Here is an 18,568-nt window from a genome sequence, read left to right as displayed (position 1 = left end):
GGTGATGTCAAGGCTACGACTGGTTTGTGGGGTGTCCATCTTGCGCCAAAAGTTTGATGATAAGCTCTTGGTCGTTCACGATGATCTCTACATGCAAACCTATCTTGAACCCCATTGTGTTCAGGCATACCCCACAGAGGCGGATTTCCGGAGCCGTGCCCTGTACTATACATCACACGCGAAGTGGTTGGCCGGTATTTGGGGTGGATCTTTAACTTATGGATTGGTCATAAAAAATGTTCAAGAAATTCTTTTAAAGAACGGAGAAAAGATTATTGTTACGAATGATCTAAAAATTTTTTTACGAGAAAGAAAGGAGTTGGAGGATCAGAGATTTGGTCTACCAGGTCGGGCCGTTGCTGAAGAGATAATGAGACAGTATCCGCAAAATGGATAATACTATTCACGGAATCATCAAAAAAACTAACAACACTTCTCCCTCCGCCACCGGGCTTTTCTTATCTTAGCAAGCCCCTCTTATGCTCTACCAAAAATTCAAACCCACTGCCTCCCTGCATCCGTTTGTGGAATGTTATTTCGTGTGGCAGGGTGAGGCTGCTCAGGGATTGGAGGTGCAGAGTCCTCCCAATTGTTTTTCGGCTGTGGTGTTTAACTATGCCGATCCCTACCTCGCTTCGCAAAACAACCAGGAGTCGATGCCCGTGCCTCGGGCGTTTGTGTCGGGGCAGTTCACGTCTAATTATCAGCTGTCGCTCCGGGGGAACATTGGCATGGTGGGGGTTGTGTTGAAGCCTTGTGCTGTGCATAATTTTTTTGGGGTCACTATGTCGCACCTGGTCAATTCGCGGGCGCCGCTTTCGTATTTGAAGGGGGTGGCGGAGGATGAACTTTGGGAGGCCGTTCGACACGAATATACCGTGGAAGGGCGCATCAAAATTCTGGAGGACTTTATGTTGGCCTACCTGAATCGGGGGAAGGGCAATGTGTCGATCATTGATGAGTCGGTGGAGTATATCGATGAGTGCAGGGGGTGTGTGACGGTGGACGGCGTAGCCGCGCACCTCGGGATCAGCCGACGTTATCTGGAGAAGAAGTTTTTGGAGAAGGTAGGGTTGTCTCCTAAATACTATGCGCGCCTGAAGCGCTTCGCGCAACTGTCGAACAAAATCGCACATAGCGACAAGATCGACTGGCACGAGATTGTGCATGAATACGGCTTCTATGATCAATCGCACTTGGCAAAGGAGTTTTTGGAATTCAACCGCATGAACCCGTCGCAGTATCATTTGCTGCACCGTGAATTGACACGTTTTGTGAAAACGACATAAAGTCGGGCGCATTTTTACAATGCGTGGTGCGTCGGGCCTTTTACTTTTGAGGCATATTTAAAAGTACGACCCCTCATGAACAAGAAAGTATGTTTAATTTTTATGGTGTTTCAGCTGGCCTTTTCGGCGCAGGCCCAGGAAACAAAATTATGGACGGAAGCCGATCGGAAATACTTGCTCGACAATCTTATCCGCTCACGCGACGAACTGGTGAAAGAAACCAAGGGCCTGTCGAAGGCGCAGTGGGAATTTAAGGAATCGCCCGACCGCTGGTCGATCAACCAGATTGTGGAGCACATTGCCATTTGGGAACTGTTGCTGGACCATGACATCAGCAAGCAGCTTGGCAAAGGACCACAGTGGGAATATGTGAAGACGGCAAAGGCCGACAGCGTTGTGCTGGGATTTATTATGGAGGAAGAGAAACACGTGTCTACCGACTACACCAAACCGTTCACCTACACGCTGCCCATGGGACTGAACGATTTGAAGAACAACGTTGCCTGGTTCCTGAAGATGCGAAACGAGTCGGTCGCCTATGTCACGGGCACACAAGACGATTTGCGTGTCTATTTCCAGATTGGCGGAGGCAGCAACATGCACCAGCGCTACATCACCGTGTTTGGACATACGGACCGCCACCTTCGGCAAATCCGTAAGGTGAAACAACATCCTGGCTATCCGAAGTCCTGATCGTTTCTAAATCGAATTCTTATTGTCAACATAAAAACCCTTTTCACATGAATACTTCAGTTCAAAATCAAGAGCACGTGGATGTGCTTGCCAAAAAAGGCACCTGTATCGAATTTTTCTCAGCCTACCAGGACATGGACGTTGAGCGCATGTTGTCGCTCTGCGATGCCAATGGAACGATTGCCTTTGTGCCGCTGGGCAGTGACTATGCCGGAAAGATCGACTCGGTAGGCAAAGCCGTGTGGTCGGCGTTGATGACGGCCTTTCCAAATCTCGACAACACCGTGAAGAGCCAGCGCTACGACGAAGCGTCCGATGCCGTGGTTTGCCAGGTGGTGATTTTTGGAAAACAAGAAAGTGAATTTGCCGGAATGCCCTCCAAGGGAAACGATTTTGACACGGAACACATTTTTATCTTCCGTTTCAACAAAGCTGGAAAAATAGCAGACATCAATGTCAACTGGGATCATCAAAGCTTTGTGGCGCAGTTGACCAAATAGTCAAATCAATAATAGTCTATAGGAGCGCACGTTCAGGTTGGCTGTTCTCCGGAAAGATCCTCTCCATGCCTCATGCAATATTTTTGCATGGGGCTTTTTTATGCCCGCGGAGCGTTAAGCGCTTCCCAGTTTTCGGAGGTGAATGAGATGCGAAACCACGGCCTTATACATGGATGAATATTCGTTATACAACACGTTAGATTCGCGGCAAGCTTCTTTCACGAGGCGGCTGATGGCCGGGTAGTGAATGTGGCTGACGCGGGGGAAGAGGTGATGTTCGATCTGAAAATTTAATCCGCCCAGCAACCAGTAGAGCGACTTGCTTGAGGTGGCAAAGTTTGCCGTGGATGTGATCTGGTGAATGGCCCATTCCTGCTTCTTTGCGTCATCCTGATGCAGGGCCGAATGAAACGAAGTTCCTTCCACCACGTGCGCCAGTTGGAACACAAGGCTGATGGCAAGGCCGCACACAAAGGTGATGATGAAAAAACCAATCAGCCACCACAGCCATCCCACCATGACAATGGGAACCACAACATAGGCCACCACATACATGATTTTTGTAAACCAGAAGATGCCGCGTTCTTTCAGGGCGAGTTTCTTCCGTTCGGAGTTGGTGGATATTTTTCCGCTGAAGTATTTTTGAAAATCCTCATAGAAGATCCATGCGAGATACGACACACCATAGAGCACCACAAAGTAGACGTGTTGAAAGCGATGATAGCCATGTCGAGGTTGGTCGGCATGCAAACGCATGAAAGGTTTCACGTCAATGTCGGAGTCCATGCCTTCGATGTTGGTGTAGGTGTGGTGATTGACGTTGTGTTTTATTTTCCAGTAATAGGTGATGCCGCCGAGTATGTTGAGAAAGTAGGCCGAAGCATTGTTCATCCATGGGATGCGTGAGAAACTCTGATGGCCGCCTTCGTGCATCACGTTGAAGCCGATCACGGCAAGGTTAAGCCCCAGCAGCAGACACAAAAAAATGGAGACCGGCGCCATTGGCGTGAAGAAGACCAGCACGGTGTAGAGGGCCGATGCGGAAACTATCTGGAGAATGCTTTTGAAATAGAGCTTGCGGTTGCCTGCGGGATGAAGTCGGCTTTCTGTAAAATACCGATCAACTTTTTGCTTGAGGGTTCTGAAGAAGAAACTGCCGTCCGTATCGAACGTGTATTTTAGCATGATGAGAAGGGTTCTACGGTATCAACAAATGTGAGAGGCATTCGTTCAAATTAGTAAAATATACTTGGCGAATCCTCATTTCCGCTCTATAAAGGGTATCTTTGGTTGAGACCATAACTGAGTGAACCGGAATTATAGCCTGCCGTTTGTGTCACCCGCCGGGAATTGAATTCTTCCTTGTGAGACTGTTTAATCGTTACCATCCTTTCTTTTTCCCGACGTTCAGCCACCTTCTAAAAAATGTAACGCCGCTGTGTGTGATGCAGCCTTGAAATCACTTTGTATGAATTTACCCATGCTGTCCATTACGAAAATAATCCTGATTGTTGCAGGGGCGCTGGTGCTAGTGGCATTCGTCTTTACGCGGTGGATGGCGCGTCGTGTGAAACGGAAACATCAGGAGCTCGTGCTTCGGAAATTCAAGACGATGGAGTCGATGCTGCAGCGGCTGTCGTCGGGCGAAGATGTTTCCGCTGATGAAACGCTGGCGCTGGCCAGCGACCCCGCCCTGCGCAATGCAGTTTTTAAATCACTCGACGTCTATGGCCGCCGCGATCTTTTTCCGGACGAGTATTTCACGCACGAGAAGGGGGCTGAAAGTTTCCTTGTGGAATGGCTGGAGTTTCCCACCGAACTGGACAAGGCTCCTGACGAGATTGAGTTTGTGACCAAGGTAACGGTGATGGCACCCGATGTGGTTGACTATTTCGTTTTCCAGTACCGAACGTATGCTCCTCATTGGGCCGCCCGGTATCAATGGATGCTGGGCGTGGCTGGTCCATATCAAACCAACAGCGGGCCCTACGATGTTCCGGTGAAGGTGTTCAGCCGCTTCAACGCTGTTGACACCATCACGCCCGAGGCGGAGGTGGCGTGGGTACATGAACATGTTAACCTCCCGTGAACAGCCAGCCTTGACGGAAAATATAAAGTTTACCTGTTCCTAATGGCAGGCCTGCATTCCAATAGGCAACCTGATTTTAGAATTCAATTTTTTATTGCGTACTTGAAATAGCACCAACGGTGGTGTGGTTTATCTTTCGTGTATGCACATCAGATTCCGGAGGTTTATCAATGTGGCCCTGATCATCGGACCGATGACACTCATTATGGCCTTTGTCGGAGTGATCCGGAACCATGGATTTCAATCAGGCTGGGTCGTGAAGTCGGTGATGACCTGGTTTGTTATGTTTCCGATCGCCTATACCTGCGCGTTGTTTATCATTCCCGTGGCCAACAGACTTACGGGCCGGATAAAATTCAGAGAGTAGGGAAGATGCTTTTGTTATCTCTCAAAATGAAGTAGAACGAAAAATGGGAACCGGTTTGGTTCCCATTTCATATACTGTCGGAATGTGTTGTTGCGGATTAGGCACCAACTTTTTTCGCGATGCGCGACAAGAGATCATGGTTGGCTTTGAGCAGTCCGTTGTTGGCTTTTAGCAGCTTGTTGTTTTCGGCGAGGAACTTGGCATTGCTTTTCAGCACCTTGTTGTTTTCGCGGATGTAGGAGCGGTTCTCCTTGATGGAGCCAGCGTTGCCTTTGAGGATGCCGTTGTTCTGTGTTAACAGCTTGTTGTTTCGGACGAGGATCTTGTTGTTTGCCGATACGAGTGTTGTTACTTCTGCCATAGCGTTAAGGGTTTAATTGTTGGATAGAAACTAAATTAAAATTGAAGACAACCGGAGCAACTGTCCGATTCCCTTTCTATATTTCGTTTAGCTAAACTTCTCCCTATTGAAATCTACGCGAAAATTCTTCGGGAACATACCGGTGCTCTATTTTTTATTTTTGACCATCGTGCTGGTATGCTGGTTTCTATATGCCCAGCACATCGATGTGTTTGATCTCTATGCCAGGCGTTGGCCTGCCGCACTCACCATGGTGTTCGGTTCGTTCATAGCCGGCTCAAGCCCTGAGGGTAGCGCCGCCATTGCCTATCCGGTATTCACGTTGCTGCTCGACATACCGCCTCCGGTGGCGCGCAATTTTGCGTTTGCCATCCAAAGCATCGGCATGACCTCCGCCACACTGCTCATCCTGGGCCTGCACATCAAGGTGGAATGGAACTATATCCGGTTTGTGACCTTGGGTGGAGTGTTTGGACTGGTGTTGGGCACCTATGCCGTGGTGCCGCTGGTGTCGCCGGTAATGGCCAAGTTGTTTTTTGTATCGTTGTGGCTCAGCTTTGGCATTGCCCTATGGCTGGAGAACCGCCGCCCCGAGCGACAGGTGTTTGACGAGATCCGGAACTTCAAACGATCCGACAAAATCAACCTTGTGCTGTTCGGGTTCATTGGAGGCATCATCTCGTCATTGTTCGGCACGGGCATCAACATCTTCACCTATTGCATCATGACCATCTATTACCGCGTGTCTGAAAAAGTGGCCACGCCATCGTCGGTCATCATTATGACGATAGAAACCATTCTTGGATTTTTTATCCACGCCCAGGTGCTTCGCGACTTTCAGCCTGCGGCCTTCGAGATGTGGATTGCGTGTGTGCCGGTGGTGGCTTTCTTTGCGCCGCTGGGTGCGTTTGTCATCAGCAAGCTTCCGCGCAAGAGCATCGCGCAGTTTTTGTATTTCATTCTGGTGGTGCAGTTTTTTGGCGCCATGTGGGTCATCAAGCCGTCGCCGTGGCAACTGGCCATGTGCTCTACAGTGTTGGCCGTGGGGCTGGGCACGTTCACATATCTGGCAAGAGTCCGGCGGGCTTCGTCTACTGAGGGTGCTGCCGGGTCGGGAGGGTAGGGCCGCAGACAATCAAAGATGATTTAATTTTGTGTTCGCTACTTCGACTCAATCGTAAACAAAATTAACTTCTCATCCCTTCCTCTCAAACCGTGTTCGCCCAGAGCTTTCCAATTAAGTGGTGCATGTAGCATTTTTGCCAGCGGTTCCGAAACCAGGATGTCAACCTGAAACGTGTTGCACAGACCCTGGATGCGCGCTGTGGTGTTGAGTACATCGCCTGTGAAGATGATTTCTTTTTTGATTACGCCAATTTCTCCCGTTGTCACCTTGCCCACGTGAAGGCCTCCTTTGAATTCAGGTGAAACCCCGAAGTTCTTGAGATAGTTGTCGCGTTGTTTTTGGAGAGCATCTTTCATGGCAAGGAAACAGTTGATGCAATTGTTGTCGTGCAACCCATTCCTGAGCTTCCACGACACCACCACTTCGTCGCCGACATATTGGTAGATTTCTCCTGAGTGTTGAAGTATAGGATCGGTGAGGTCGGCGAAATATTCCCTTAGCATCTGAAAGTATTTCACATGCCCCATGTTTTCGGCGTGGGTGGTAGACGATTTCATGTCGAGAAACATAAAGATCCGTTCTTCCTCAATGGGCGTGTGATACCTTCCGGTGAAAAAATTCAACAGAACACCCTGCCCAAGATTCTCGCTCACTTCCGCATAGAAAAGTGAAACACCAGTCATGGCCGCGATGTATATCACGACACTCCAAAAAGCAAAGCTGGAGAAAAACGCCCACGTATTGGTCCATGCCGCCCGGCTAAACACGGACTGCTGCAATCCGATGGCGTTTGCCAGCACGGTGAGCGTGAAGAGAAAAAAGATAATGATCGCGAGGTATAGAAATGTTTTGTAAAGGATCTTTTGTGTAAATGTTCGTTGTATAAAAAGTTTATTAAGCGACAGCACTTCCACGGTTCCCAGAATCGTTCCGGTCAACAGCGCGATGGCGGGAGTGATGAGAATCGTTCCGGTGAAACTGTAAGGATTTCCCGTGGCGGGATATTGTGTGAGCTCGCCCAGAAGCCCGCGCTCAAGCAGTGTATATACAATGCTGAAGAAAAACCAGATCAGCCCAAAAGGAATGATGCGGGAGATGTTGTTCCGGGTTTTTGGTCTCAGCATTTGATGCGATCAATATCGATTATGTTATAAACAGGAACGGGATCGTTCATGGTGTTGTCGTTGAAATGCTTCCATAAAATACATCGCCGTATCTTCAAAAGCAAAACGCCCTGGATACGAAATATCCCGGGCGTTCTGTTAAGTATGTCTGGTCACTCTATGCAGGACTGCCCTGCGATCAACCTTCCAAAGCATTTTTGTTTTTGTTCCGGAAGGCGATTTTCGTAATGAACACAAAGAGCACCGGCACCACAAAGATGGCCAGCGAACTTGCCGCAAGCATGCCACCCGCCACAGTCCAGCCGATAGTCTTCCGCGCTTCTGCGCCCGCTCCCGAGGAGAAGGCCAGCGGCAACACGCCGAGGATGAAGGCGAGCGACGTCATGATGATAGGACGCAGACGAAGCTGCACCGCTTCAAGTGTGGCGGCCACGACGTCCATGCCACGGTCCACGCGTTCTTTGGCAAACTCCACAATCAGGATGGCGTTCTTTGCCGCAAGCCCGATGAGGGTAATCAACCCGATCTGCGCATAGATGTTGTTGGTGAGGTTGGGCAGCAACGTGAGCGTGAGGATGGAACCAAACGCACCGATGGGCACAGCAAACAACACCGAGAAAGGAATGGACCAGCTTTCATACAAGGCAGCAAGGAACAGGAACACAAACACAATGGAGGCAGCGAAGATCAAGCCTGTGCTGCTGCCGGCTTTGATTTCCTCGCGGCTCATGCCGGAGAAGTCGTAGCTGTAACCAGTAGGCAAGGTTTGGGCGGCCACTTCGCGCAGGGCGTCGATGGCTTGCCCGCTGCTGAAGCCAGGCCTGGCGTTACCGAGAATTTCGGCTGTGCGATACAGGTTGTAGTGCGACACCACGGCGGGTGTTTCCACAACCTTGCTGGTGATGATGGCGCTGAGCGGAACCATGTTGCCGGCGCTGTTGCGCACGCGATAGTTTCCGACGTCGTTGATGTTTCTTCGGTAGAGCGTATCGGCTTGTGCCACCACGCGGAAGTTGCGGCCATACAAATTGAAGTCGTTCACATAGCTGCTGCCCAGCAGCGTAGCCAGTGTGGCGTAGGCATCCGACACGGAGACGCCGAGTTTTTTCGCGCGCTCTTTGTCAACGTCCACCTGGTAGCTTGGTGTGCGCGATGTGAAGAATGAATAGGCCATCGCGATTTCGGGGCGCTGGTTGGCGGCAGCAAGGAACTTGCGCATCACGCCTTCAAACTGCCGGATGTCGTCGGTGCTGGTGGTTTGTTGCAACTCGAAAGTGAACCCCGACGATTGGCCCAGCCCCGGAATGGCCGGAGGGGATAAAGAAATTATGCGGGCTTCTTTGATGTCGGCCGTGCGCTTTTGGATTTCGGCTATCACAGCGGGCACGCTTTCGGTTTTTGGATCGCGTTCGTCCCAATGCTTCAGGTTCACAAACACGGTACCAGCATTCGACTTGTTCGAGAAGTTGAAGATGTTCAGACCGGCCAGACCACCCACCACGTGCACGGCCGGCATGCTGCGCAAACGCGCTTGAATTTCCTGCATCAAGGCAATGCTTCGGGTAGTGGATGTTCCTTCGGGCAATTCGTAGGTCACCAACACGCGCTTTTCGTCTTCCAGAGGAATGAAGCCCGTGGGTTTGTTCTTAAACATCACAAACAATCCAACAAACAAGCACACCATCATCACCAGCACATAGGGTGTCTTCTTGATCCACGAGTTCACGCCGTGCGTATAGCTGGTAGACAAGCGATTGAACCAGGCGTTGAAGCGGTCGAAGAAGTGATCGAGAAAATTTTTCTCGTCCTCTTTTTTGGCAGGTTTTAGTAACAACATCGACAACGCGGGCGTGAGCGACAAGGCCACAAAGGCCGAGATGATCACTGACACGGCGATGGTGATGGCAAACTGCTGATATAATCTTCCTACAATGCCGGGCACAAATCCCACGGGCACAAACACCGCGGCAAGAATGAGGGCGATGGCGATTACAGGACCGGAAATTTCTTTCATGGCTTTCACCGTCGCGTCCTTAGGCGACAACTTTTCGTGGTCCATGTTGTGTTGAATGGCTTCCACCACCACAATGGCATCATCTACCACAATACCGATGGCGAGCACGAACGCGAACATGGTCAGCGTGTTGATGGTGAACCCAAGCGGAATAAAAAAGATGAACGTTCCAATAAGCGATACCGGAATGGCCAGCACAGGAATGAGCGTGGCACGCCAGTTCTGCAGGAACAGGAACACCACAATGATCACCAACACAAGCGCCTCGATCAAGGTCTTGATCACTTCTTCGATCGACACCTTCACCACCGATGTGGTTTCAAGCGGGATGTTGTAGTCAACATCTTTCGGGAAGCTCTTCTTCATCTCTGCCAAGGCATTCATCACACCTTCGTTGGTGTCGAGAGCATTGGCACCCGGCGCAAGATACAGCAACATGAAGGCACCATGCTTTCCATTCACATAGGGGTTGTTGCCATAGTTGAACTTGGCCAACTCCACGCGAGCGACATCTTTCAAGTAAACCAAATTGCCTTGCGCAGGATTAGTGCGCACCACAATGTTTTCAAAATCTTCCTTCTTGTTGATGCGGCTATTGGTGAGCACATTGTATTCAAACGCCTGCACCGATGGCTGAGGATTTCCGCCAACCGAGCCAGCCGCAATCTGTAAGTTTTGTTCCGACAGGGCGGCGGTAACTTCTGCGGGGGTCATGTTGAGGCTGGCCAGTTTCTCGGGGTTGAGCCAGATGCGCATTCCAAAATCATCGCCGATCGAAACAATGTCGCCCACGCCCTTCACACGCAGCAAAGCATCTTTCAGATAGATGTTGGCGAAGTTTCCGAGGAATGTGGCATCGTGCGTGTCGTTGGGCGAATAGAGCGCCAGCACCAAAAAGATGGTGGGGTTTCTTTTTCGCACGGTCACACCAAGACGGCGCACGATTTCAGGGAGTGTAGGCTCGGCCACGCTTACCCGGTTTTGCACATCCAGGGTGGCAATGTCGATGTTGGTGCCAATGTCAAACGTTACGGTCACCGCGCTTTGACCGCTGCCGGTGCTGTTGCTCGACATGAAGGCCATGCCTGGTGTTCCGTTCACCTGGGTTTCGATGGCGGTGGTAGTGGTTTGCTCCACGGTTTGTGCATCCGCGCCGGTATAAATGCCGCTGATGGAAACCGTGGGGGGCGTGATGTCGGGGTATTGTGAAATGGGCAGCGTGCTCATGGCAATGAGCCCCACCAGCACCAGCACGACGGAGATAACAATCGCCGTGACGGGCCTTTTTATAAAAACATCTGCTATCATATATTCAGAGTGGGATGAGGATGGTCAGTTTATTTAGACGGAGGTGTGGCAGGACTCGGATTGATGACCGAACCTTCACGCAGGTTTTGTACACCTTCCACCACTACCTTTTCATTTTCTTTCAAGCCGCTTTGCACCACGATGTCTTTGCCCACCTGTGTGCCCAGCACCACTTTGCGTTGTGTCACCTTGTTGCTGTCGCCGGCCACATACACAAAGAACTCGCCCAATTGTTCGGTCACTGCCTTGTAGGGAATGATCACCGACTTGGCCGATGACGACAACACGCGCAGCGTCACACTCATGCCCGACCTGAGCATGTGCTGAGGATTGGGGAATGTGAGTCGCATTTTGATGGAGCCGGTCTGAGCATCCACCGCGCGGTCGATCACACTGATGGCGCCGGGAAGCGGATACACTTCTGTGCCCAATGCCAGACGGAAGGTGGAGTCTGCTTTCGAAGTTTTGCCTTTTGCAAAAAGCTGTGTGAAACGGAAAATTTCCTTTTGATCTACCGTGATGTCAACCGCGATAGGATCGTCCGAAGAAATGGTGTTCAGCAACGTTTGTCCTGCCGACACGGCCGCGCCAAGACGCACATTGGAAATGCCGATGGTGCCATCGAACGGCGCCGTGATGGTGGAGTAGCGCACATTGGTTTGCACGCCGCGCACCGAAGCCTTGGCCGCATCCACTTGTTTTTGCGCCGCGGCATAGGTTGCTTCGGCATAGTCTACTTGTTGTTTGGCAATGGCGTCGCTCTTGTTCAGCTCGCGATAACGCTCCACATCTTTTTGTGCTTTGATGAGGTTGGCTTCCTGCACTTGCAGGTTGGCCTGTGCCTGTTGAAACGTGGCCTCATAGGCTTGCTGATCGATGGAGTAAAGCTTCTGACCCTTGTGCACTTTAGAGCCTTCTGTGAAATGCATGGCCGTGATGTAGCCGTTCACCTGTGCGCGAAGCTCCGTTTCGTTAAGGGCTTTCACGATGCCGGGATACTCGTCATAGTAGACAGCGTCCGTTACGCCGGAGTTTTGCAACACCACGTTCACAGGCGGTGGCCCTTGTGGTGCTTGTTGATTCTTCTTTCCGCAGGCGGCCGCGGCAAGCAACAGGCCCAGGGTTGTATAAAGTTGTATTGATCTCAATATCATAAAAGGTGAGCGTTTTGAAATTAATAGTTGATTTGTCCTAAAGCTTTTTGAACGTCCATTTTGCTGGCCAGCACCTGGTAGAGTGCGTTGAAGTAGTTGATGCGTGCCGTGCGCAGATCGGTTTCGGCCACCGTCACATCGAGGTACGCGCGTATGCCGCTCTTGTATTGCAACTGGATCACGGCATACACCTCTTTGGCCAGTTCCACATTTTCTTTCAATGCGAGGTAGGAGGCAAGGTTGCTTTTGTAGGAGGCCAGCGAACGCGTATACTCTGTGCTCAGGCTGCTCTGCAATTGTTTCACGTCCCAATCGGTGCGGCGAAGTGCATACTTTTGCTCTTTAATCTTGGCGATGCGTTTGCCACCCTGGAAGATGGGAAACAGCAACGTGGCTCCCACGTAGGAGTTGGGATATCGCTGATTATAGAGTTCTCCGAAATTGTTGTTCTGATAGTTCAGGATATACGAACCAAACGCGTTAAGCGACGGAATGAATCCCCACCAGGCATACTTCACGTTGGCTTCCTGCAATTCGCGTTGCGTGAACAGCAGTTTGTAGTCGATGTGGTTGGAGTAGCTGATGGTTTGCGTGGTGTCGAGCGCGATTTCATTTTCCATTTGAAGCGTGTCGTAGGCAATGTCCATCGGGCTGTTGGGCGGATAGCCCATCAGTGACTTCAGATACTCTGCCTTGTACGTCAGCATTTCGCGGTTGGTCTTCTGGGTGGCTTTGGCATTGGCCAGAAGAATGGTGGCGCGCTTGTAGTCTGTTTTATCGGCCACACCGGCGTTGTATTGGCTGGTGGCGTCTTTCAGGCTTCGCTCGAGGCGGATGATGTCTTCTTCGCCTACTTTGATCTGCTGCGTAGTCGCCAGCACATCATAGAACGCTTTGGTCACATTCACCACCACATCGATTTTGTTGCGGCTGGTGTTTTGCGTGGATTGAATCCTCACTTTGGAAGCCGTGCTTCTGGCCAACAACACATCCCTGTTAAAGATGGTTTGCGTGGCGTTGAACTGGGCTGCCGACGTGTTATTTACGCCAAACTTAATGGGGTTGCCACCGATGATGCTGGTTTGCAAATCGATGTTGCGTTGATAGTTGTAAACAAAGTTGATCTGCGGATACCAGTCCGCCAGTTTTCCCTGAATCATTTTTTCCGTGATGGCTTCGTCGAGTATCGATTGCTGCACGAGCGGCTGATGTTCCAGGGCATAAGTCACCACCTTGTCGAGGGTGGGGTTGGTCAGAAGGCTGTCGCCCGGTTGTTGCTGTGCCCTCGCGGTCGAGGTGAGGAGCAACGCGGCAAGGCTGAGCCAGAGTAGTGAGCGTTGTGTTCTTCGGGTAGAGTGCATACGATGATTATTCTTTCTTTTGTTCTGCTGTTTTCTTTATGGAGTGGACTTCTGCGGAATGTTCTTCTTTACGAAGAATGCCGGGTGCAGTTTCATTAAACAACGTTTGATAAATAATATCTTTTCGATCCTGTAAGAATTTCCGATACGCCGTGTCACTCATGCCATGCATGTTCTGCACCACCGTTTTGGCCAGCAACGGGTAGTTGCAAAGCGACAACAGGTTGATGATGAAATGTTCGGCCGACACCGGTTGGATCAATCCCTTTTGAATTTCTTCGTCCAGATCTTTGCGGATCATGTCGCTTGACTTCACCCGGTCTTTCGGACATAGGATCTTCATTTTGTCAGGGTGTCGCGCGGTTTCTGTGATGATAAAATTTTCGAGGTGCGGGTACTTCAGACCTTGATCTACGACAGCATCTATATAGAGTAGAATTTTTTCACGGAACGGTCGTTCGGACGCCAGGATGGAGCGGATGCGATCTCGCTTTTCGTTGACGGCTTCTTCCAGCAGCGTGTCCACCAGCAATTCGCGCGACCGGAAATAGTAGTGGATGAGCGCCCGGTTAACACCGGCTTCGTCGGCAATTTCCTGCGTGGTTGCGTTTAAAACGCCTTTTTGAAAGAATAACGCCTTGGCCGTATCCTTGATCAGCGACTCAGTTTGAACTTCGGGAATACCCACTTATCTTTTATGTTTAACAAAATTGTTAAACGAAGGTAGGCGCATTGCGTTGTCCTTTCCTAGTGCACAAATCGTGTATTTTTGTGAATGGTAATTAATCTGCGCCCAAAGGTGGCGCACACGTTTTCTGACGGTGTTTAAAAATTCAGCAGGGTAGAAGTATCACCCTTCGTAGATAAGATCTTTTTCGTGTGCCACCGGTTCATCCTCTTCTTCATCGTGGTGTTTCTTGGTGCGTGAGAAGAATGAATAGAGAGCCGGGATCACAAACAGGGTGAGAACAAGCGAGAAGATAACACCGCCCACAATCACCAGGCCCAAAGGAACACGGCTGCTCGATGCCGCACCCAGCGACAGGGCCAGTGGCAACGACCCCAATGCCATAGCCAGGCTCGTCATCAGGATGGGACGCAGACGAAGCTTTGACGCTTCAATCACCGCGTCGCGTTTCGACAGTCCTTCTTCCTGTTTCTGATTGGCAAACTCCACGATGAGGATGCCGTTCTTCGTCACCAACCCAATGAGCATGATGATGCCGATCTCCGAAAAGATGTTGATGGTTTGGCCGAAGATGAACAATGCGAGGAAGGCGCCCGTCACCGCCAAGGGAACCGTGACCATGATAACAAGCGGGTCGATGTAGCTCTCAAATTGCGCGGCCAGCAGGAGGTAGATCAACACCAGCGCCAGCACAAAGGCAAACGAAGTGTTGCTGGAACTCTCAGCAAAGTCGCGCGACGAACCGCTGAGGGATGTGGTGAATGTATCGTCCAACATTTCCGCGGCAATTTCCTGCATCGCCTTCACGCCGTCGCCAATGGTTTTGCCGTTGGCCAGGCCCGACGAGATGGTGGCGGAGCGGTAGCGATTAAAGTGATAGAGGGCCGGCGGTGTTGTTGATTCCTCGATGTTCACCAGATTGTCTAATGAGATCAGTTCACCAGACCCCGTGCGCACATACAAACGTTTCAAATCGTCGGGCTCATCGCGGTTGATGCGGTCCACCTGGCCGATCACCTGATATTGCTTGCCTTCTTTGGTGAAATAGCCAAAGCGCAAATTGCTATAAGCCAACCGCAGTGTCTCCGAAATGTCGGCCACGCTCACGCCAAGCTCGGTTGCCTTCAGACGATTGATGACGATGCGCAGTTCGGGCTTATTGAACTTGAGGTCGGTGTCAACACCTTGCAACACGGGGTGGTTGCTGGCAGCTTCGAGAAAGCGGGGCAAGGCCTCTTTCAATTTTTCGAAGTTATTGTTCTGAATAACAAACTGTACGGGTTGTCCCGCGCGGCGATTGGTGGAGATAGTTTGCTCCTGCAGGGCCGATGCTTTGCCTGCCGAAAAGCGCGGAAGATTTTTGTTCACCATCGTCACAATCTCCTGCTGCGAACGGAGGCGTTCGTTGGGATCGTTAAGAAACACGCGCACAAAGCCGCCATTCACACCAGAGCCACCGGAATTAGACGAGCCGGCCAGCGAGTAGATGATGTTGGCTTCCGGCACAGAGTCCATCACAAACTCCGTGATGTCGTCAATATACGTTTCCATAAAATCGAACGACATGCCTTCGGGTGCTGAGACCTGCAACCTGAACTGATTGCGATCTTCCAATGGCGCCAACTCGGCCGGCAACACTTTTGCAATGAGAACCGAGGCCACCACACAAGCGATCACAATAACAAACGCCACCCAGCGAACTTTCATAAACGCCGTGAGCATGTTGCGATAGCCCGTCTCCATGCCGACAAAGAACGACTCTGTGACCAGATAAAATTTTGACTTCTTCCGATGATCGCGTGTTAACTTAACACTCAGCACCGGTGTGAGCGTGAGCGACACAAAGCACGAAATCAACACCGCGCCGGCTACTACAAATCCAAACTCGCGAAACAGTCGCCCCACAAAGCCTTGTAAAAAGATGATCGGCAAAAACACCACGGCCAGCGTGATGGACGTGGAGATAACAGCAAAATAAATTTCTTTCGATCCTTCGCGGGCTGCCTGAAACTTGTTCATGCCGCCTTCCAATTTCTTATAAATGTTTTCCGTCACAACAATACCATCGTCCACCACAAGGCCGGTGGCCAGCACGATGCCCAGCATGGTGAGCACGTTGATGGAGAAGCCCGCCACATACATAATAAAGAACGTAGCAATGAGTGAAACCGGGATGTCGATGAGCGGGCGGATGGCGATAATGAAATCGCGGAAGAAGAGAAACACTATGAGCACCACCAGCAGGAACGACAGGATGAGTGTTTCTTCCACTTCAAAAATGGAGCGCTTGATAAACACCGTCTGGTCGGTGGCCACCGTGAGGGTGATGTCTTCGGGTACTTCTTTTTTGATTTTTTCGAGACGCTTGTAGAACTCGTCGGCGATCTCCACATAGTTTGATCCGGGCAAGGGAATGAGCGCGATGCTGATCATGGGCACTAGCCGGCCCTTCAAAATCGTCTCTTCGTTTTCGGGACCGAGCACGGCGGTGCCCACATCGCGCAGGCGGATGGAGCCGACGGTGCGGGTTTTGATGCGCACGTTATTGAAGTCTTCTTCGCTAAAAAGTTTTCCGAAGGTGCGTACGGTAAGCTCCGTGGCATTGCCGGCAATTTTTCCCGAAGGCAGTTCCACATTCTCTTTGTTGAGCGCGTCCAGCACGTCGAGGGGCGTGAGGCTGTAGGCCGTGAGTTTGCTGGGGTCGAGCCAGATGCGCATCGCATATTTTTTCTCGCCCAGAATGCGGATGTTGCTCACACCGGGAATGGTCTGAAACCGCTCCATGAGAATGTTGGTGGCATATTCCGTAAGGTCCAGCTGATTGCGCGCGTTGCTCTGCACGGTCAGCGATATAATATAGTCCGAGCTGGCATCGGCCTTCGACACTTCGGGTGGAGCATCCAAGTCCTGCGGCAATTGGCGCGAGGCCTGCGATACTTTATCGCGCACATCGTTGGCCGCCGCCTCCAGATCAACGCCCAGATCGAACTCGATGTTGATGCTGCTGGAACCCTGGCTGGAAGTGGATGAGATATTTTTGATGCCGGCGATGCCGTTGATGGATTTCTCGAGCGGCTCGGTGATTTGTGACTCTACAATGTCGGCGTTTGCGCCCGAGTAGGATGTGCGCACACTGATGTTGGGCGGATCAATCGCAGGATAGTCGCGCACCCCCAGGAAGGAAAAACCAATGGCGCCGAAAATCACGATAATGACGTTCATCACCACGGCCAGCACCGGTCGCTTTAAACTTAGCTCGGAAATATTCATCGGTAAAAAAGTAAAATTACAGGTGGCGAGGTAAAGTTAATCCATTTATTATATGAAAGGACATCACGAGAAAGTCGGGCGCGGAAGATCGCCGTTGCCTACTTTTGAAGGATGCAAGAGGCCCTTTTGAAAAACATTTACGGATTGGTTTTGTCAGGCGGTAAAAGCACGCGCATGGGCAAAGACAAAGGCCTCATTTTGTATCACGACGGGAAACCCCAGCGCCAGCACGTATTCGACTTGTTGTCGGGCTGTTGTGAAAACGTATACATTTCCTGTCGCCCCGAGCAGCGGGTGGCCGAAGCGCTTCAACCGCTGGAAGATCACTATGCGTTTGACGGGCCCATCAATGGAATTCTGAGCGCGTTTCACCGGCACCCCGACAAGGCGTGGCTGGTCATGGCCATCGACCTCCCCAACATCACGGCGGCGACCCTCCAAATCCTGCTGTCACACCGCAACCCAACCCGGCTGGCAACGTGCTTCCTGGACGTTAAAGCCGGCGCCCCGGAGCCCATGCTGGCCCTCTGGGAACCAGCCGCGTTTCCACGCTTGTTAAAAAATGCCAAGGCAGGAAACATCAGCCCACGCGCCTTCCTGAAAACAGAAGACGTGACCCGCATCGAATCGCAGGACGAGAACTTGTTTCTGAATGTGAATTATCCGGAGCAGATGAAGGAGGCTGGGGGATCTTAAGTTCTCCACCGCCGGAACAAAGGGACTTTTATAGGGGGAAAAGAGGCCTTAAACCAATTCAAACTCCTCCAACGCCTTCTGAAAGTTCTTGTGCTCATGCCCGCCGCTACTCAGTTTCAGCAACGCGAACCGCTGCAGCACCGACAAACGTTGCCATTGCAGAAGAGAAATGGTTTGATTGACTTCACTGAGTTTCGCCGACAGCAACTCCGGCAACGTCGACAGCACCGACCACGCCGGATTGGCCTGCACCTGCAGGGGAGTAGCCTCCTGACCGGTGCGATGCCACACGAGGTGTTTCAGGTAGCGCTGATAGATCGAAATTTCTTCTTCCGTTTCACAGGAAAGGGTGGCGAGGCGTTCGCGCTCGTGGGGTGTCATCTTGCTCCATTCGGCCAGTTTCAGTTTCACGCCCGCGGCGTCGAGTTTGAAACGCACAATCATGGGAATGCAGCGCACGTTGTCTTCTACAAAGTCTTCTTCGAAGCGAAAGTATTCGATGATGTTTCGGTTGATGGTCATGGTCGT

17 protein-coding genes are annotated in these 18,568 nt (G+C 51.2%); 8 read left to right on the top strand and 9 right to left on the bottom strand.

Annotated features, from left to right (window positions below):
* Positions 1 to 91 precede the first annotated feature (91 nt).
* From JI741_RS32655 to JI741_RS26385, 4 genes are all read left to right on the top strand, one after another.
* Positions 92 to 397, top strand: coding sequence for a hypothetical protein (locus JI741_RS32655; protein WP_236676284.1), 306 nt, complete (start codon positions 92 to 94; stop codon positions 395 to 397).
* A gap of 82 nt (positions 398 to 479) precedes the next feature.
* Positions 480 to 1,289, top strand: a complete 810-nt coding sequence (locus JI741_RS26395; protein ID WP_202014687.1) for a DUF6597 domain-containing transcriptional factor — start codon at positions 480 to 482, stop codon at positions 1,287 to 1,289.
* Between the two features lie 75 nt (positions 1,290 to 1,364).
* Complete coding sequence (locus JI741_RS26390; RefSeq protein WP_202014685.1) at positions 1,365 to 1,982, top strand: DinB family protein; 618 nt, start codon at positions 1,365 to 1,367, stop codon at positions 1,980 to 1,982.
* A gap of 47 nt (positions 1,983 to 2,029) precedes the next feature.
* Complete coding sequence (locus JI741_RS26385; RefSeq protein WP_202014683.1) at positions 2,030 to 2,482, top strand: ester cyclase; 453 nt, start codon at positions 2,030 to 2,032, stop codon at positions 2,480 to 2,482.
* A 114-nt stretch (positions 2,483 to 2,596) separates the two neighbouring features.
* On the opposite strand, the gene JI741_RS26380 is transcribed toward JI741_RS26385, so the two are convergent.
* Entirely contained in the window at positions 2,597 to 3,667 is a 1,071-nt protein-coding gene (locus tag JI741_RS26380) for a fatty acid desaturase family protein (RefSeq protein WP_202014681.1), read from the bottom strand.
* A 283-nt stretch (positions 3,668 to 3,950) separates the two neighbouring features.
* Here JI741_RS26380 and JI741_RS26375 point away from each other — a divergent pair, with 283 nt between their 5' ends.
* Both JI741_RS26375 and JI741_RS26370 read left to right on the top strand, forming a co-directional pair.
* The gene (locus JI741_RS26375; RefSeq protein ID WP_202014679.1) at positions 3,951 to 4,571 is read left to right on the top strand and encodes a hypothetical protein; all 621 of its coding nucleotides are present in this window, start codon (positions 3,951 to 3,953) and stop codon (positions 4,569 to 4,571) included.
* Positions 4,572 to 4,713: 142 nt separating this feature from the next.
* Positions 4,714 to 4,938 (top strand): DUF2798 domain-containing protein, encoded by a 225-nt coding sequence (locus JI741_RS26370; protein WP_202014677.1) that lies wholly within the window; start codon positions 4,714 to 4,716, stop codon positions 4,936 to 4,938.
* 97 nt (positions 4,939 to 5,035) lie between these two features.
* On the opposite strand, the gene JI741_RS26365 is transcribed toward JI741_RS26370, so the two are convergent.
* Positions 5,036 to 5,299 carry a hypothetical protein gene (locus JI741_RS26365; protein ID WP_202014675.1) on the bottom strand — a complete coding sequence of 88 codons (264 nt, stop codon included), beginning with the start codon at positions 5,297 to 5,299 and terminating at the stop codon, positions 5,036 to 5,038.
* Positions 5,300 to 5,405: 106 nt separating this feature from the next.
* Here JI741_RS26365 and JI741_RS26360 point away from each other — a divergent pair, with 106 nt between their 5' ends.
* Positions 5,406 to 6,422: a sulfite exporter TauE/SafE family protein gene (locus JI741_RS26360; protein ID WP_236676283.1), complete on the top strand. Its 1,017-nt coding sequence runs from the start codon at positions 5,406 to 5,408 to the stop codon at positions 6,420 to 6,422.
* 38 nt (positions 6,423 to 6,460) lie between these two features.
* On the opposite strand, the gene JI741_RS26355 is transcribed toward JI741_RS26360, so the two are convergent.
* From JI741_RS26355 to JI741_RS26330, 6 genes are all read right to left on the bottom strand, one after another.
* Entirely contained in the window at positions 6,461 to 7,549 is a 1,089-nt protein-coding gene (locus JI741_RS26355) for an adenylate/guanylate cyclase domain-containing protein (RefSeq protein ID WP_202014673.1), read from the bottom strand.
* Positions 7,550 to 7,727: 178 nt separating this feature from the next.
* Positions 7,728 to 10,871 (bottom strand): efflux RND transporter permease subunit, encoded by a 3,144-nt coding sequence (locus tag JI741_RS26350; RefSeq protein WP_202014671.1) that lies wholly within the window; start codon positions 10,869 to 10,871, stop codon positions 7,728 to 7,730.
* Between the two features lie 29 nt (positions 10,872 to 10,900).
* Positions 10,901 to 12,025: an efflux RND transporter periplasmic adaptor subunit gene (locus tag JI741_RS26345; protein ID WP_202014669.1), complete on the bottom strand. Its 1,125-nt coding sequence runs from the start codon at positions 12,023 to 12,025 to the stop codon at positions 10,901 to 10,903.
* 20 nt (positions 12,026 to 12,045) lie between these two features.
* On the bottom strand, positions 12,046 to 13,386 hold the full coding sequence (locus JI741_RS26340) for a TolC family protein (RefSeq protein ID WP_202014667.1): 1,341 nt from the start codon (positions 13,384 to 13,386) through the stop codon (positions 12,046 to 12,048).
* A 7-nt stretch (positions 13,387 to 13,393) separates the two neighbouring features.
* Positions 13,394 to 14,074: a TetR/AcrR family transcriptional regulator gene (locus tag JI741_RS26335; protein ID WP_202014665.1), complete on the bottom strand. Its 681-nt coding sequence runs from the start codon at positions 14,072 to 14,074 to the stop codon at positions 13,394 to 13,396.
* A gap of 162 nt (positions 14,075 to 14,236) precedes the next feature.
* Positions 14,237 to 17,344, bottom strand: coding sequence for an efflux RND transporter permease subunit (locus JI741_RS26330; RefSeq protein ID WP_202014662.1), 3,108 nt, complete (start codon positions 17,342 to 17,344; stop codon positions 14,237 to 14,239).
* A 150-nt stretch (positions 17,345 to 17,494) separates the two neighbouring features.
* Between JI741_RS26330 and JI741_RS26325 the strand changes: the two genes are divergently transcribed.
* Positions 17,495 to 18,040 carry an NTP transferase domain-containing protein gene (locus tag JI741_RS26325; protein WP_202014660.1) on the top strand — a complete coding sequence of 182 codons (546 nt, stop codon included), beginning with the start codon at positions 17,495 to 17,497 and terminating at the stop codon, positions 18,038 to 18,040.
* Between the two features lie 48 nt (positions 18,041 to 18,088).
* On the opposite strand, the gene JI741_RS26320 is transcribed toward JI741_RS26325, so the two are convergent.
* Positions 18,089 to 18,562: a nitrate reductase associated protein gene (locus JI741_RS26320; protein ID WP_202014658.1), complete on the bottom strand. Its 474-nt coding sequence runs from the start codon at positions 18,560 to 18,562 to the stop codon at positions 18,089 to 18,091.
* Between the last annotated feature and the right edge of the window lie 6 nt (positions 18,563 to 18,568).

Source organism: Chryseolinea lacunae (assembly GCF_016735595.1).
GTDB classification, from domain to species: Bacteria; Bacteroidota; Bacteroidia; order Cytophagales; family Cyclobacteriaceae; genus Chryseolinea; species Chryseolinea lacunae.
This window is presented reverse-complemented; position numbering and strand designations above follow the sequence as displayed.